This window comes from Pseudomonas sp. JZ134, assembly GCF_051027695.1.
Taxonomy (GTDB): domain Bacteria; phylum Pseudomonadota; class Gammaproteobacteria; order Pseudomonadales; family Pseudomonadaceae; genus Chryseomonas; species Chryseomonas luteola.
This window is the reverse complement of sequence record NZ_CP069250.1, coordinates 2,156,703-2,171,993: the sequence shown is the minus strand read 5'-3', so window position 1 is coordinate 2,171,993 and position 15,291 is coordinate 2,156,703. Positions and strand designations below refer to the sequence as shown.

Genomic DNA, 15,291 nt, shown 5'->3' with positions numbered 1-15,291 from the left:
AGCGACTTAATGGCAACCCCAAGGAAACACCCGAATCACAGGCTGAAGGCCGCGCAAACCCTCATGTTAAGCCTGGCTTTTTTGGGTGCCTCTTTCTCCTCGATCACAGTGCATGCGGCTGAAGTTTCGTTTCGTGAAGCCGGGCCTGAGCAAACCTGGCATGTGCAGACAGACAATGTGTTGGTGCGTAAATGGCCTGTTGTGTATGACACGGCAGCGGCTCGGCGGGGGAATGTGCAGACTCGTCTGGCAGCTGGCACATCCGTACGGGTAGTGGATACGCGTGAATACAAGCGCTGGAAAAAGATCCAGATCTCTACGGGTGATCAGCAGCCGGTGGAAGGATGGATTGAAAGCAAGGATGTGCATTCCGCCATACGAGTAGAGTAATAAATTGCCTGACAGGTAATTGCTGCCTGCGCTGAACCAGTGGCTTTCCTCGAACGATCCCGCTCGTCTTGCGTCTTACTTCATAGAGGCTTGTCCAGACCACTGGATAAGACGAGTGAGTGATCGAGACAAGAAGGAATGCCCATGGCTACCGGAACATCAGCCACGCTACTGGCGCGCCGATCCCTGACAGCTGTGTTGCTTATTGGGATCGGCTTCATGGCCGCCATCGATGAAATCATTTTTCACCAGGTCTTGGCCTGGCATCATTTTGTGGATCGTGGCACGGGTGCTTTCGCCTTGCTTTCCGATGGCATCCTGCATTCGGCCGAACTCATTCTGATTATTGTCGGGTTTTTCATGGTGGCCGAACTGCGGGAGCGTAAAGCCTTTGCCAAACCCCAGGCCTGGGCCGGCTTCTTCATGGGGATGGGGGCATTTCAACTGTTCGATGGCCTGATTGACCACAAAGTCCTGCGCCTGCATCAGGTCCGATACGTCGACAATTTAATGCTGTATGACCTGCTCTGGAACCTCGCAGGTATCGTATTGCTGCTGATTGGCCTTTTATTACTGAGAAGAGCCCGACGCACCTACGTCAGCCCATAACCCCTAGGAGCCTTGCTGATAATGCATGCCTATTTCCTAGGGCCGGGCCACGTGGCGGTATTCCCGATCCTGCTGGCTATCATCGTCTGGTTGTTCTACTGCTTCGGTGTAATCTGCTTGCAGCGGCAAGGGCGGACATGGTCCGGCTGGCGTACGCTCAGCTTTGCGGTTGGCATCGTCCTGATCGTGGTCGCCTTCATGCCACCGGTATCGAGCTTTGCTCATCAGGACCTTCGAGGACATATGCTCCAGCACCTTCTGCTGGGCATGTTTGCGCCGCTGGGCCTGGTATTTGGCGCACCGGGTACGCTGGTGCTGCGCACTATACCCATTGATACGGCACGGGTACTGGTTCGCTTGTTGGCGACGCGCTTCATGCGTGTGCTGACTCATCCGATTACGGCGGCGCTTCTGGATATAGGCGGTATGTATGTTCTGTATCTGACCTCATTTTTTGCGCTAAGCCAGGCCAGCCCATGGGTTCATACCTGGCTGCATCTGCACTTTATCCTGTCGGGGTATCTGTTCACCTGGGCCATTGCCGGACCTGATTCCGCGCCTCATCGGCCTACGCTGCGCCTGCGGCTGGTCGTGCTGTTCATCGCTATGGCCGCCCACGCAGGGCTGGCCAAGATCATGTATGGGTTTGGTTATCCCCATGGGCTTGGTTATGCGCGTACCGAAATCGAATCTGCCGCTCAATGGATGTACTACGGTGGTGATTTGGCAGAGGTGCTACTGGCCGTTGCGTTCTGCAGGATGTGGTTTCTTCATCGCAAACGCCTCCAGGCCCAAGCGTACAGTCATCAGCCGCTGGTTTATGGGCTGACCAGGACAGGATAAGGAGAACCTGCACATCCTTTCAGTTATCGAAGCGTTAAAGACATGCTAGATTCGCGTTCCCACGGCTAGAGGTCCCGTTGTGAAAGAAGATAAAAGCTCCCATACCCATCTCAATACCGATGAGCCCGAGCCGCCGCCCAGTAAGGCCGGTTGCCTCTGGATGACCGTCGGTGCCATTGCCTTTGCCTTCGCACTGTTTGGCGGCATGATCTATCTCTTTACCCGCGGACCTTCGCCTCAGGTTGAAGCCAACGAACGGAGTACGATCGAAGCCTGTCATCAGCGCGCTGATGCTGCCGCCGCTGGCTCAGGGGAGCGTCTCTCGATTCAGCAGTCCTGCCAGGAAATGGAAAAGCAGTTCATCAAGAAATATGGCCACGCGCCTAACCAGTAAGGTCCTACACGGCGCCTTTCAGCGTTAGGCTCCGATTATTCAGAGGGTGTTGTCTGCCTTGCCAGTACACGCCCTTTGTCGTCTCTCTGGTTCTGACCGGAACCTCCGGTCTCATATTGTGGCCCACACCTTGAACAGGTTTGGAGGTCACATGAACAAGTCATCTTTCAATTTCGACAAGAAACGCTTGATCTTGAGTAGCGTGGCGGCGGCCTGTGCACTGGCCATGCCCCGTGGAGGGCTGCGCAGTATGGTGTCGGCTGCAGCGGCGTTGGGGCTGGGTAGCGCGTTGCTCAAGCCGAGTGCCAATGAGGCGTCAATCGATGCGAATGAGCAGGCAGCGCCCGAGCTTATCCGTACAGCCCTCGTCAATGGCATCACTATGCGGTGGGAGGAGCACGGTGATTCCGACCCAGGTGCAGTACCCGTCATCATGGTACATGGTATTCCTACTCATCCACGTCTGTGGCGTTATGTGATTCCGCAGGTCTGTAAGCCGGGTGTGCGTTGCCTTGCCTGGGAGCTGGTGGGCTTTGGCTGGTCGATGGAAGAGGGCCTTGAGCGCGACATTTCGCTCCCCAAACAAGCGGACTACCTGTACGACTGGCTGCAGCACATGAATATCACCCAAGCCGTCTTCGTCGGACATGATCTGGGCGGGGGCGTACTTCAGGAACTCCTGGTCAGGCATCCTGAGCTTAGTAGCGGATTGGTGCTAGTCGATAGCGTCGCGTATGACAACTGGCCCGTTCCTACGGTGCGCCTGGCCAAACTCAAGGCGTCGGTCATCGAACAGCTTCCACCCAGTCTGTTCAAGCCACTCTTTTTAAGCGGTGTGTACAACCTGGGACACGATAATGAGGCTCGCCGCCAGGAGTCGATCAGCCTGCATTGGCAGCCGTACTCGCGAACCATCGGCCCCAAGGCCTTTGCGCATCAGATCAGTTGTCTGGACTCGAAAGACACCCAGGCACTGGCGGGGAAACTGTCCATCATCCGTGGGCCCAAGCGGATCGTCTGGGGAGATTCGGACTCCATTACGTTCGCTTCGGGCCAGCAGTTGGCAGCTGAGCTGAACGCCTCTCTGGTATCCATTCCCGGCGGGCGACATTTCAATCCTGAAGACCACCCGAGCATTGTCAGTCAGGCAATCAGCGAGGTGCTTCAGTTGGCCGACAAAAATGCTAGAGTCGATCCATTGGTTGCAGAAGGTACAGAACTCGCCTGACTCATCCAGCCGGCGGATGATCGACCTGAGGGCTACGCAGCGCGTCGGCTAGTGCGTTACGGCAATCTGTTAACGCGCGGCGCAGGCCCTCGTCATTTGCCTCCATCCGCCAGGCAGGGCCAACCAGGGAAATGGCATACCTGCCCTGAGGCGTTTCAATGCCGATAGCCATGGCATGGACACCCAGCATGTGCTCTTCGCGATCATAGGAAAAGCCATCCTCCCGAATCTGCTGCAACTCATCGAGCAAGGCGGGCAGGGTGGAAAGAGTCTTGTGGGTAAGCACTTTTAGCTCGGGTCCAAGCAGCTGGGTTACTACGCTGTCCGTCATGCCCGACAGCAGCATTTTTCCACCCGAAGTAGCATGGATGGCCAGAAAGTTACCGGGGGTGGGTGCTACTCGTAGTTCCTGACTGGATATAACCGAGTGCAGCACCATCAATTCAGCGCGATTGGCATGCACCAGTACAGCCGTCTCGCCGGTGTGCTTGGACAACTCTTCCAGAAAGGGGCGCACCCGCTGGGTGATATCGCCATGACTCCGAGACGCCAACCGGATCAGGGCCGGCCCTAACCGCACGCCGCCAGCGCCATGAACCTCGAGCAGCTGCTCCAATGCCAGTGCGTCCACCAGCCGCTGCACGGTGGAGCGGGGCAGGTCGATGCGTTTGGCGATAGCGCCAAGGCTTAGCCCTGCGGGTTCATTTTCAAGGCAACGAAGAATGGCCGCGGCCCGTGAAATGACCTGAATGGCACCACGTTCCGGCTCAGAGGTCGTCATGGATATTGTCCTGTGTATCACTGTTCGGTACACTGTACCGCATATTGCTTCTGCACCATAGGCTCAGTTTCGAGCCCTTTTCGTTTCTGGAAATTCTATGTCTCCTACTGCGCCACCGGCGCCAGCTCCAGCACCCTTTGGCTGGCGTTTGGCTATTGGACTTATCGGCGTCCTGATTGCAGCGTTGACTTCAGGTCTCAATGACCGCGTAACGGAAATCGCCCTTGCAGATATACGGGGCGTATTTGGAATCGGTCATGACGAAGGCACCTGGATCAGCGCATTGTACGGAGCCGCCGAGGTGTCGGCGATGCTCATTTCACCGTGGCTGGCGGTTACGTTTTCGCTGCGCCGATTTGCTATCGGGGTAACACTGGCGTTTGCCTTCCTGGGATTGCTGTGTCCGTTTGCACCAGATCTGCCATCGCTGCTGTTTCTACGCGTCCTCCAGGGGTTGGCCGGAGGGGCATTGCCGCCGCTCCTGATGACGGCGGCGCTACGCTTCCTGCCCTGGCATATCAAGTTGTATGGTCTTTCAGCCTATGCCCTGACCGCGACGTTCGGCCCAAACCTTGCCGTACCGCTGGCTGCCGTCTGGACGGATTATCTGGACTGGCATCTGGTGTTCTGGCAGGTGGTGCCTTCCTGCCTGATCGCCGCCGCCTGTATCGCTTATGGCTTGCCGCAGGACCCGCTGCGCCTTGAGCGCTTCAAACAAGCCGACTGGCTGGGTGCACTGCTTGGGTGTGGCAGTGTGGCTATGTTTGTGATTGCCCTGATGCAGGGGGAGCGGCTGGACTGGCTGGCTTCGCCACTGATCCGCACATTGTTCATTGGCGCTGCCATCCTGTTTCCTCTGTTTCTGATCAACGAGTGGTTTCACCCGCTTCCGCTGGTAAAGCTGCAACTGCTCAGTCGACGCAATTTCTCGTTCGGCATCGTTACGCTGGCCAGTTTTCTGATCTTGGGCATGTCGGGTGTGGCGATTCCGTCCTCTTATCTTGCCCACGTGCATGACTACCGCCCCCTGCAAACCATACCGATTGCTCTGATGATCGCCTTGCCACAGCTTCTTATGGCGCCGTTGGTAGCCACTGTCATCAATCGCAACTGGGTGGACTCCCGTTGGGTCATTGCCTGTGGCCTTGGCCTGATGACGCTGGCCTGCCTGGGTGGCTCACAGCTGACAAGCGACTGGATTCGGGACGATTTCTATACCCTGCAAATCCTGCAGACCCTGGCGCAGCCGATGATTGTGGTTCCGCTGCTCATGTGCGCCACGGGTGTGGTACAGCCTATTGAAGGTCCTTTTGCCTCCGCCACCGTCAATACCGTACGGGGTCTTTTCTCTGTAATCGGTGCGGCGCTGCTGGAGCATTTCATCACGGTGCGTGAGCACTTTCATTCTAATGTCCTGCTTGACCGGCTCGGGTCGGCGCAGGCCCAGCTATCACCTCTGCTGACCAACGATTCGATGTCGGCCTTGAGCCACCGCGTTCGCGAGCAGGCCTTCGTTCTGTCGTTCAGCGACGCCTATCTGGCGCTGATCGGCGTCGCGGCATTCATGCTGCTGGTCCTGCTGACCCTGCCCAAGCGGGCTTATCCACCTCAACCTCCGGTAATGCCATGAGTCATAAAACCGCGTTTTCTCTTGTCGGCGTCGCCGTTGTGCTTGGCGCCCTGTATGCCTGTGTCCATGTCGCCCAGAATGATGGAACGCAAAGCACGGACGATGCTTTTATCACCGCTGATTCAGTACTGGTCGCGCCCAAGGTCGCAGGCATGGTGTCCGAGGTGCTTGTCTCGGATAATCAGCCGGTCAAGGCCGGCCAGTTGCTGGCCCGTATCGATGATCGTGATTTCGTGGCGGCGCAGGCTTCGGCTCAGGCGGCGGTGAAGGCTGCTGCGGCCGAGGTGGCCAACCTGACCGCTGAAATCGATCGTCAGGCTGCCATCATCGATCAGGCGGCGGCGACGGTGCGTGCCACCGATGCGTCGCTTTCATTTGCCCAGGCCAATGCCAAGCGCTATCGCAACCTGTCCAAGGCAGGGGCCGGTACCGTCGAAGAGCAGCAGAAGGCTGAGGCCGAACTCCTGCAATGGCAGGCCGCCAGGGATCGTGACAGTGCGGCCCGCGTCGCTGCCCAGAAGCACTTGGCTGTACTCAAGGCGCAGCGTGATGTCGCGATGGCCACTCAGGCAAAGGCCGAAGCCGCACGCGAACAAGCCGATCTGAATGTCTCTTATACGCACATCGTGGCCCCTCGCGATGGCGTGATTGCCCAACGCTCGGTTCGGGTAGGTGCCTACGTAGCGCCGGGCAAACCGTTGCTTGCCGTGGTACCGGTCAGTGAAGCCTATGTGGTTGCGAATTTCCGTGAAACACAGCTGGGAAGGATGCAGGCCAATCAGCCGGTCGATGTGCGGGTCGATGTTTTCCCGGATCAGGTCCTGCATGGCCATATCGACAGTCTCGCACCCGCTACGGGTCTTGCGTTTTCAGCGATTGCACCCGATAACGCCACCGGCAACTTTACCAAGGTCGCCCAGCGGGTCCCGGTCAAGATCGTGTTCGAGCCTGATCAGCCAGCCGTTGCCAATCTGCGTGTAGGGTTGTCGGTGGTGGCGACTGTTGATACTCAGGGAGAGGTTCACTGATGCGCCGCTCTCTATTGGCTATCACGTTGGCCGTGCTTTCCGGATGCAGCGTGGGACCTGATTTTCATAAACCTGAGGCGGTCCTGCCCAAGGCCTGGCAAGGCCCGTCACAGGCCGTTGGTAGCGTGACGGTTAGCCATCCCATTGAAAAGGCGTGGTGGACACAGTTCAACGATCCACTCCTGACCTCACTCGTTGAGCGGGCCGCCTCCACCAACCTGGACCTGGCCCTTGCCAGCAGCCGCTTCGAGCAGAGTCGGTCGCTGCTGCAGGTTGCCGGTGCCGATGTACTGCCAGACGTCTCGGCCACAGGAGGCTACCAACGTGCACGCAACAGCGAGCAAGGCCTTATGGATGCCTCGGGCAATAATGGAAAGTCCGATTTCAATCTTTGGCAGTACGGCCTCAAGGCAAGCTGGGAGGTAGACCTTTGGGGCCATGTCAGGCGTACCCTGGAGGCTGCCAACGCAGGCGTTGCCTTGAGCGAGGCTGAACGGAATGGCGTCGCCTTGAGCATTGCGACAGAAACCGCAGCGGACTACCTGCGCCTGCGGGGTGTTCAGGCAACGTTGGCGGTTACCCGGCAGAACCTGGATATTGCCAGGCAAAGTCAGGCACTTACCAAAACCCGTTTTGAGAATGGTGTAACAACCAACCTGGACACTGCCAACTCGGCTGCCCAGGTGGCCACGATCGAAGCCCGTATTCCGTTGCTGGAGGCAGAGGAGGCCCGTCTCATCAATGCCTTGAGTTATCTGCTTGGCCAGGAGCCCCATGCGCTCGGCCAGGAGTTGGGGCAGCCGCGAGACTTGCCAGAGCCGCCGTCGGCCGTACCGGTGGGGTTGCCGTCGGAGCTTGCCCGTCGTCGTCCGGATATCCAGAAGGCCGAAGCAGCTCTGCATCAGGCTACAGCAGCCGTAGGCGTGGCCCAAGCGGATTTCTATCCACGCATCAGCCTGGGCGGCAATTTTGGCTTCCAGGCACTGGAAGGCTCTAATCTCGGGTTATGGAGCGCCCGCCAGTTCTCGATCGGTCCCAGCCTTTACCTGCCTGTTTTCCAAGGTGGACGCCTGACCGGCACGCTGGAGCTGCGCGAACGTCAGCAACAGGAAGCGGCTTTGAATTACCGACGCACCGTATTGGCTGCCTGGCATGAAGTAGACGATGCACTAACGTCCTACAGTGCTGAGCAACGTCACCATGCGGCGCTTGCACAAGCGGTCAGTCAGAACCGTATCGCGCTGGAAACAGCCCAGGCGCGCTACAAGGAAGGCGCCATTGATTTCATCAACGTGCTGAATGTCCAGCGTGAGCTGATCCAGACTCAAAGCGCCTTGGTGGACAGTGCCACCCGCGTCTCGACGGATCTGGTGCAGGTGTACAAGGTATTGGCCGGTGGATGGCCGAAGTCTTCGGGCCATCAAGGTTAGACCGTAACCCTGCAATAGGAATGTTTAAATCCTTCATAGGAATAATCTAATCAAGCGCAGCGGGAGTAGGCCGATAGCAAAAGCATCAATTTAATCAGGCCTTTACTATGTTCAACCGTCTTTCAATCCAGCTGAAGATCACTGCGCTGGCAGGCTTATGCCTGCTGGCTATTGTGACACTGCTGGTCGGTGCGTCTCTTTACCAGGCCAAGCGTAGCGGTGAGGTGGTCAAGCAGACCAGCTCCAGCATGCTTGAGCAGTCCGCGGAGCTTCGCTTGCAGACCTCAGGCGAAGCCCAGGCGCTGCGTATCCAGCGAGACTTCATGAGTGCCTATCACTACGGACTGGGCCTGGCAGGCCAGGTCAAGCTGCTGAGTGAGCAGCAGGCAAGAGGGGCTATCAGTGCCCGTGAATTGCGTCAGGAGCTGGTTGAGGTAGTGGGCAACGCACTCAAGGCACGCCCTGACCTGTTGGGGCTGTACATTGCCTTCGAACCCAACGCACTAGACGGACAGGACAGACAGTTCATCAATGCGGAAGAGGAAAGCAGCAACGCAAGTGGCCGTTTTGCCTTGTACTGGTCTCAAGGGGAGCCGGGAACATTCGATTTCGAATCGATGACCGAGGAGGAGCTTACCAAGACGACTCCCGGGCCGAGTGGTGCAGCCTATAACGCCTGGTACACCTGTCCTCGTGATACGCGTAAGGCCTGTCTGCTGGACCCTTATTTCGATGAGGTGAATGAGCAGCAGGTCCTGATGACCAGCATCGCCCTGCCTATTGAGCAAAACGGCAAGGTGACCGGTGTTATCGGCATTGATATCAGCCTGAACACACTTCAGCAGATCGCCGAAAAAGCCAGCGACAAGCTGTACAAGGGGGAGGGCGAGGTCAGCATCATCAGTCCAGCTGGTCTCCTGGCGGGTCATAGCCTGGATGCCAAGCGGTTGGGAGAGTCCCTGGACAAGATCTATGCCAGCCAGGCAAGTGAGCTGAGGCAGGCTTTGGCGACAGGCGAGTCTGCCATGTTGTCCCATGATGATCTGGTACGTGTCATCGAGCCGATCAGGCCCATCCCGGAAGCCAAGCCGTGGGGCATCCTGCTTGAGGCGCCCAAGAAGCTGGTTCTGTCCCGTGCCATTCAACTATCCGATGAGCTGGACGAGCGGCGCGTTTCCGACAGTGTGTTCTCGGTTGTGGTAGGCCTGATTGCGGTGCTGAGCGGTCTGGTATTGATGTGGTTCGCTGCCCGCAGCGTAACCCGGCCGATTCTGGCCGTTGCCGCCATGCTCAAGGACATCGCCAGTGGTGAAGGTGACCTGACCCGCCGCCTGGGATATGCCAAGCAGGACGAATTGGGACAGTTGGCGGGCTGGTTCAACCGGTTCCTCGACAAGCTCCAACCCATTATTGCGGACGTAAAGCGCTCGGTTCAGGATGCGCGTACAACGGCGGACCAGTCTGCGGCCATTGCGACTCGTACAAGTGAGGGCATGCAGCACCAGTTCCATGAGGTGGAGCAGGTTGCAACGGCATCTCACGAGATGAGCGCCACGGCCCATGACGTTGCTCGCAACGCTGCACAGGCCGCAGAGGCTGCACGTGGGGCCGATCATGCGACCCATGAAGGTCTGGACATCATTACCGAGACCACGCGCAGCATCGAAAAGCTGGCAGCTGATATGAGCGCGTCCATGAGTCAGGTCGAGGGTCTGGCGGAAAGCAGCGAGCAGATTGGCAGCGTTTTGGAGGTCATCCGGGGAGTTGCCGAGCAGACCAATCTGTTGGCGTTGAACGCTGCCATCGAGGCGGCACGGGCTGGTGATGCGGGCCGAGGCTTTGCGGTCGTGGCCGATGAGGTGCGTGGCCTTGCCAAGCGGACCCAGGAGTCGGTCGAGGAGATTCGTCAGGTGATCGAAGGGTTGCAAAAGGGCACGCGGAACGTGGTCGACTCCATGCACGATGGTCACCGGCAGGCCCAAGGCAATGTCGAACATGTAGGTAAAGCCGTGTCGGCCCTGCGTCAGATTGGTGATGCCGTCTCCGTCATTACGGAAATGAACCTCCAGATTGCCAGTGCCGCTGAAGAGCAGAGCGCCGTGGCGGAAGAGATCAATCGTAACGTCAGCGGTATCCGTGAGGTCACGGAGTCGCTTTCAGAGCAGGCGGAAGAGTCCGCTCGGGTCAGCCAGTCGCTGAATGCGCTGGCCAACCATCAACAGACCCTAATGGATCAGTTCAAGGTGTAACCGCGAAGGCCGCCCTCCGGGGCGGCTTTTCATTTTTGACCGTCTTTTACGGTACCGTACTATCCCGCCTGCATCTCGTATACAAACTCCCGCTCCCCGGTTACGGAAGAGCCGAGCCGTTCGTAAAGCCGCTTGGCTGGGTTGTTCTAAAGTACGGTCAAGACCACCGGTATGGATGCACATCGCGCTTCACGCAACAGATTTGTCACCAGGGTAGTGGCAATACCGCTGCCCTGTTGCTCCGGGATGATTTGGAGCTGAAGCAGTTTCCACGTACTGTCTGATTTCACTACCTTGATGAGCCCTATGGGTGTGTTCTCAAGCATTACCAGTTGGCCACTTTCAAGGTGCGCCAATACCCGGGCCTTATGCTCTTCCTCGGAGCGCTGCATACCGGCTGCCACTTCATGAGGTACGAGCACGCGTCTCCTCAAACCAAGAAGAAAAGACACATCTGCTTCTGATATCGGCTTGAGGGTCAGCGTATCCATACGGCTCTTCTACGATAGGTCGTTGTGGTTAACCTTTCATACGATTTACGCCACTGGAATAGCAGCCTTAGTCTGACTGTATGACACCACAAGGCAGACAGTTGCCATAACAAAGAACAGTAATGAGGCGCTTAGCACGCCCATATAGCCATAGGCAGGATAGACCCAGCCCGCCACCGCCGATCCAAATCCAATGCCGCAAAACATGAAGGAAGCCGTCAGCGCCAGGGCGATACCGCGTCGTTCCGGCATACGCTCGACCACCCGCCGTTGCTGTGAAGGCCATACCATGTCCGTAGCGAATGCCCACAGAACCAGCACAGGCAGCAGCCAGCCGAGGCGAGCGGGACCGTATCCCAAGAGTAGAAGCGTTACGGCCAGGAGGCTGATTCCGGACAGAAGCATATGCTCTGCACTGTAACGTCCGGCAGCCCGTGTCACGAACAGGTTGCCTGCTACGCCCGCTATGCCCAGCACGGCCAGGGCAACAGACACGTCTTCTGGCCCACCGTGATACACATCGCGGATGATGGGGGACAGAAACGCATAGGTAGAAAACACGCCTGAAGTGATGAAAAACACCACCAGAAAGGTACTAAGCGGACCAAGGCGTGTGAGCAGGGATACAACCGTTGAAACCGCAATGCGCTCACCTTGCACATGGTCGGGAACGAATCGGGCAATCAGAAGGGCAGTCATGAAGCCCGCGACGCTCAGCATCAAATAAAGCGAGCGTACGCCCCAATGCTGAGCAATCCAGGCGGCCAAGGGAATGCCTGCCATCCCCGCCACGCTCAATCCCAACAATACAATGGCAATGGCGCGGCCTTGCTGGGCCCGGTCAACCAGGGCTGAGCCCAGTGCACCTAATACCGGGCCGATAAAGCCTGCGCCCAATCCCATAAGAACGCGAGCCAGCACCAGCACGCCGTAATTTGGCGCCAGTGCGAAAAGAAGCGAAGCGCTGCTGAAAAGGCCCAGCCCAAGCAGAACCTGCCGCCGTCTGGGAAGGTGTCCCAGAACGACCTGCAGCAGGGGCGCAGCCAGGGCAAAGGTGATGCCGAAGAGGGAGATCAGGTACGCGCTTTGGGTATCGGTCAGCAACCATTCCTGGGAAATCTGCTGCAGACAGCCAACCACGGACAAAGCACCTACCGCCTGGACGAAATACGCAAAACTCAAGGATCGCAATGCAAGCAAGGTGGGTGGTGCGATAAGACCTTTCATGAGCGTCTCCAGTGAATCACCCAGGCCACCCGTGGCGAGTAGCCTGGGGCGTATTCAGCCGACAGGAATAGGGTTGGCAATCAGGGCTTGGTTGAACTGCTCTACCAACGCATGCTCATTGGGGCCGGGATTGGCGCGGAAGGCCGCAACACGATCGACAATGACTTCCGTTTCAGCGCTTTGCAGCTTCTCCAGAATCTCTGTAATGAATTCATCCAGCGGCATGGCGCGTGGATCACCACTCTTGTGAATGAGATCGGTATCGACCCACGGGGGTGCGATTTCCAGCACCTTTACTGACGTATCCCGAAGCATGAAGCGCTGCGACAGGCTATAGGAGTGAATCGCCGCCTTGGTGGCGGAGTACAGTGCGGTAACTGCCAGCGGTACATAGGCCAGAATCGAACTGTTGTTGATGATGTACGCTTCGGGCTGCCGCTTTAGATGTTCTACAAATGCAGCACTGACCCTGACCGGACCCAGGAGGTTGGTCGTGAGCAGCTGCACCGCCTGTTCATCGTCCAGTGCGCCGGAGGCCGCATTATCGAACGGCATGACGCCAGCATTGTTGATGATGATGTTAAGGGTAGGGTGGCGTTCGATGACTGTTTGAGCGACGGCTTTGATCTGCTCGGGATCGTTGATATCCAGCGCGATGGTGTCGATACCGGAATTAGCCCTGGCGACTTCATCGAGCAGTGCTTGGCGTCTGCCCGCAACGATAACCTTGTTCCCACGTTGATGAAAGGCTTCGGCCAGTGCACGACCAATGCCAGACGTACCGCCAGTGATGAAGATAGTGTTTCCGCTTGTGTTCATGGTGAAGTCTCCTGGTTGAATGTAGAAGTGATCAGTACGAGGCGTAGCGGGAGGCAGGCGTATTGCTGGAGAGCTGCGTGGCCAAGGCCTGGCGGGCCGCTTCAAGGGCTTCCCAGCGTTCGAGGGCGTGCAACGAGGGGATAGTGATCAGCTCGCCCTGGTCAAAGCCGGCCAGCGCTGCTTTCACCAGGTCTTCCGGTGACATGACGATGCGTTTGTCGAGGTTTTCCAGAGGCAGACCGCCGATATCCCAGAATTCAGTGGCCGTAGCGCCGGGCAGGACGGTCTGTACGCGGATGCTTTTGTCGGCCAGCTCATGGCTCAGAGACTGAGAGAACGCCGTCACGTACGCCTTGCTGCCGCCGTAGACGCCATTGAGGATCTCTGGTGCAAGGCTGACGATGGAGGAGATATTGATAATGGCGCCCTTGCCGCGGTGGACGAATCCCGGAACGGCAGCGTAGGTAAGGCGAGTGAGTGCCGTCACGTTCAGGTCAATCATTCGCACCATCTGCTCGACATCGCTCCCGAGCAATGGGGTGTGAGTACCGATTCCCGCGTTGTTCACCAGAAGAGTGATGCTGGCGTCTTCCTTGAGCTTTGCCTCAACGGCTGCTAAAGATGATTTATCGTTGAGATCGGCAGGCAGGACCTCCACGGCTCGTCCGGTCAGCGTGGCAATGCGCTCGGCCTGAGTGTTGAGTCGCTCACGGTTGCGGGCAACCAGAATCAAGTCATAACCGCGACGGGCCAATTGCTCGGCGTATACCGCGCCGATACCGGAAGAGGCGCCAGTGATGAGTGCAGTGCCTTGATGAAGAGTGTTCATGATGCTGCTCCGTTTGGGTGGGTGTGGAGGCATCATGCAGTGAATTGACCGCGACCTAAATGACGTTTATGGTGCGTTTTCAGGACATCGTCAGGGAGACGATCATGCACCGGGTAGGCTACATGCTGTCAAACGGGTTCCAGATCCTTTCACTGGCGACGCAAACGGTTTTCGAATATGCCAACGTGGTGGCAGGCGAGCCGTTCTACGAAGTCGAGAACTTCTCGCTGGAGGGCGGCGAGGTCCGCTCCTCGCTTGGCCTGACGGTGGGTTCCCGGGCACTCGGGCCCAATAGCCAGGCGGATACCTGGATCGTGGCGGGGGTAAACAACCCACTGGCTGCACCATCACCTGACGCTGTGCTTGGTTTTATTCAGGACGCCAGTACCCAGGCGCGCCGGATGACCGCTATTTGTACCGGTGGCTTTGTGCTGGCGGAAGCCGGGTTGCTGGCAGGGCGGCGTGCAACCACCCATTGGGCGTATGCGCGGGAGTTGCAGCGGCGTTACCCTGATATCCGTGTCGAGGAAGATCGTATTTATATCACGGACGGTCCGATGTGGACGTCAGCCGGGATGACGGCAGGGCTTGATCTGACGCTTGCAATCGTGGAAAAGGATTTGGGTAATGAGGTTGCCCGGTCGGTAGCGCACAAGCTGGTCATGCACCAACGACGTGCCGGTGGTCAGAGCCAGCATTCCGAAATGCTGAACCTGGCACCTAAGTCTGATCGTATCCAGAACGCCCTGAACTATGCCCGACAACACCTGAGCAGCCCTTTGAGCGTGGAAGAGCTGGCCGAATCCGTTCACCTTAGCCCGCGTCAGTTCAGCCGTGTCTTTACTGCGGAAACCGGCCAATCGCCTGCCAAGGCTATCGAGAGTCTTCGCCTGGAAGCGGCTCGACTCATGATCGAGCAAAGTCGTCATTCATTGGATGTGATTGCCAAGGAAACCGGCTTTCGTGATCGCCGCCATATGCGAGAGGCCTTTATACGCGGCTTCGGCATGCCACCACAGGCAATACGGCGAGGTAATGCGATGACTGAAGAGATGCTCTGAAGGGAAGGGCGCATACGGCCGTGCGGCAAGATGCTTGGCAATATTCAATCGGTTGGAAGCATAAAAAGGACTGGGAATAAGCCAACTCTACCGATTTGAATAAAAACGGTTAAGCTCTTCATGCAGCCAAGCCATGACGCCTATTGCCCTGTAATTGTAAGAAATTGTTCTGTTGTTTCAGCCACTTGCTCTAGGTTGCGCCTTTCCAGTCAGACATAGACTCTCATCTAGGTTGCACTTTACTTTCTATGATCATACGATGTCGTACAACAAGTAACGGTT

15 protein-coding genes and 1 pseudogene are annotated in these 15,291 nt (G+C 57.5%); 11 read left to right on the top strand and 5 right to left on the bottom strand.

Annotated features, from left to right (window positions below; genetic code table 11):
• The first annotated feature begins 9 nt into the window (after positions 1 to 9).
• From JQR86_RS10100 to JQR86_RS10080, 5 genes are all read left to right on the top strand, one after another.
• Positions 10 to 390, top strand: coding sequence for a hypothetical protein (locus JQR86_RS10100; protein ID WP_197870424.1), 381 nt, complete (start codon positions 10 to 12; stop codon positions 388 to 390).
• 144 nt (positions 391 to 534) lie between these two features.
• Positions 535 to 999 carry a DUF2243 domain-containing protein gene (locus JQR86_RS10095; RefSeq protein ID WP_434153506.1) on the top strand — a complete coding sequence of 155 codons (465 nt, stop codon included), beginning with the start codon at positions 535 to 537 and terminating at the stop codon, positions 997 to 999.
• A 21-nt stretch (positions 1,000 to 1,020) separates the two neighbouring features.
• The gene (locus JQR86_RS10090; RefSeq protein WP_434153505.1) at positions 1,021 to 1,842 is read left to right on the top strand and encodes a cytochrome c oxidase assembly protein; all 822 of its coding nucleotides are present in this window, start codon (positions 1,021 to 1,023) and stop codon (positions 1,840 to 1,842) included.
• Between the two features lie 79 nt (positions 1,843 to 1,921).
• Positions 1,922 to 2,236 carry a hypothetical protein gene (locus tag JQR86_RS10085; RefSeq protein ID WP_434153504.1) on the top strand — a complete coding sequence of 105 codons (315 nt, stop codon included), beginning with the start codon at positions 1,922 to 1,924 and terminating at the stop codon, positions 2,234 to 2,236.
• 151 nt (positions 2,237 to 2,387) lie between these two features.
• Positions 2,388 to 3,464 (top strand): alpha/beta fold hydrolase, encoded by a 1,077-nt coding sequence (locus JQR86_RS10080; RefSeq protein WP_434153503.1) that lies wholly within the window; start codon positions 2,388 to 2,390, stop codon positions 3,462 to 3,464.
• A gap of 1 nt (position 3,465) precedes the next feature.
• Here JQR86_RS10080 and JQR86_RS10075 read toward each other — a convergent pair whose 3' ends face one another.
• A complete protein-coding gene (locus JQR86_RS10075; RefSeq protein WP_122042642.1) occupies positions 3,466 to 4,245 on the bottom strand; it encodes an IclR family transcriptional regulator in 780 nt (259 codons plus the stop codon).
• Between the two features lie 97 nt (positions 4,246 to 4,342).
• Here JQR86_RS10075 and JQR86_RS10070 point away from each other — a divergent pair, with 97 nt between their 5' ends.
• The 5 genes and pseudogenes from JQR86_RS10070 to JQR86_RS10050 all read left to right on the top strand — a co-directional run bounded on the left by JQR86_RS10070 (position 4,343) and on the right by JQR86_RS10050 (position 10,582).
• Entirely contained in the window at positions 4,343 to 5,875 is a 1,533-nt protein-coding gene (locus JQR86_RS10070; RefSeq protein WP_434153502.1) for an MFS transporter, read from the top strand.
• Positions 5,872 to 6,903 (top strand): HlyD family secretion protein, encoded by a 1,032-nt coding sequence (locus JQR86_RS10065; protein WP_434153500.1) that lies wholly within the window; start codon positions 5,872 to 5,874, stop codon positions 6,901 to 6,903. Before JQR86_RS10070 ends, JQR86_RS10065 begins: the two co-directional genes overlap by 4 nt.
• Positions 6,903 to 8,333: an efflux transporter outer membrane subunit gene (locus tag JQR86_RS10060; protein WP_434153499.1), complete on the top strand. Its 1,431-nt coding sequence runs from the start codon at positions 6,903 to 6,905 to the stop codon at positions 8,331 to 8,333. The genes JQR86_RS10065 and JQR86_RS10060 overlap by 1 nt, the downstream gene beginning before the upstream one ends.
• 107 nt (positions 8,334 to 8,440) lie before the next feature.
• A pseudogene (locus tag JQR86_RS10055) lies at positions 8,441 to 9,676 on the top strand (PDC sensor domain-containing protein); the annotation flags it as partial.
• A 150-nt stretch (positions 9,677 to 9,826) separates the two neighbouring features.
• Entirely contained in the window at positions 9,827 to 10,582 is a 756-nt protein-coding gene (locus JQR86_RS10050) for a methyl-accepting chemotaxis protein (protein WP_371106388.1), read from the top strand.
• Between the two features lie 146 nt (positions 10,583 to 10,728).
• Here the strand turns inward: JQR86_RS10050 and JQR86_RS10045 are convergent, their stop codons facing one another.
• The 4 genes from JQR86_RS10045 to JQR86_RS10030 form a co-directional block, all read right to left on the bottom strand.
• Complete coding sequence (locus tag JQR86_RS10045) at positions 10,729 to 11,004, bottom strand: GNAT family N-acetyltransferase (protein WP_434153498.1); 276 nt, start codon at positions 11,002 to 11,004, stop codon at positions 10,729 to 10,731.
• A 114-nt stretch (positions 11,005 to 11,118) separates the two neighbouring features.
• Complete coding sequence (locus JQR86_RS10040; RefSeq protein WP_434153496.1) at positions 11,119 to 12,300, bottom strand: MFS transporter; 1,182 nt, start codon at positions 12,298 to 12,300, stop codon at positions 11,119 to 11,121.
• A gap of 54 nt (positions 12,301 to 12,354) precedes the next feature.
• Positions 12,355 to 13,119, bottom strand: a complete 765-nt coding sequence (locus JQR86_RS10035; protein WP_150347470.1) for an SDR family oxidoreductase — start codon at positions 13,117 to 13,119, stop codon at positions 12,355 to 12,357.
• Between the two features lie 31 nt (positions 13,120 to 13,150).
• The gene (locus JQR86_RS10030) at positions 13,151 to 13,948 is read right to left on the bottom strand and encodes an SDR family NAD(P)-dependent oxidoreductase (protein ID WP_312271140.1); all 798 of its coding nucleotides are present in this window, start codon (positions 13,946 to 13,948) and stop codon (positions 13,151 to 13,153) included.
• A gap of 104 nt (positions 13,949 to 14,052) precedes the next feature.
• Here JQR86_RS10030 and JQR86_RS10025 point away from each other — a divergent pair, with 104 nt between their 5' ends.
• Entirely contained in the window at positions 14,053 to 15,009 is a 957-nt protein-coding gene (locus tag JQR86_RS10025) for a GlxA family transcriptional regulator (protein WP_434153495.1), read from the top strand.
• Positions 15,010 to 15,291 lie beyond the last annotated feature (282 nt).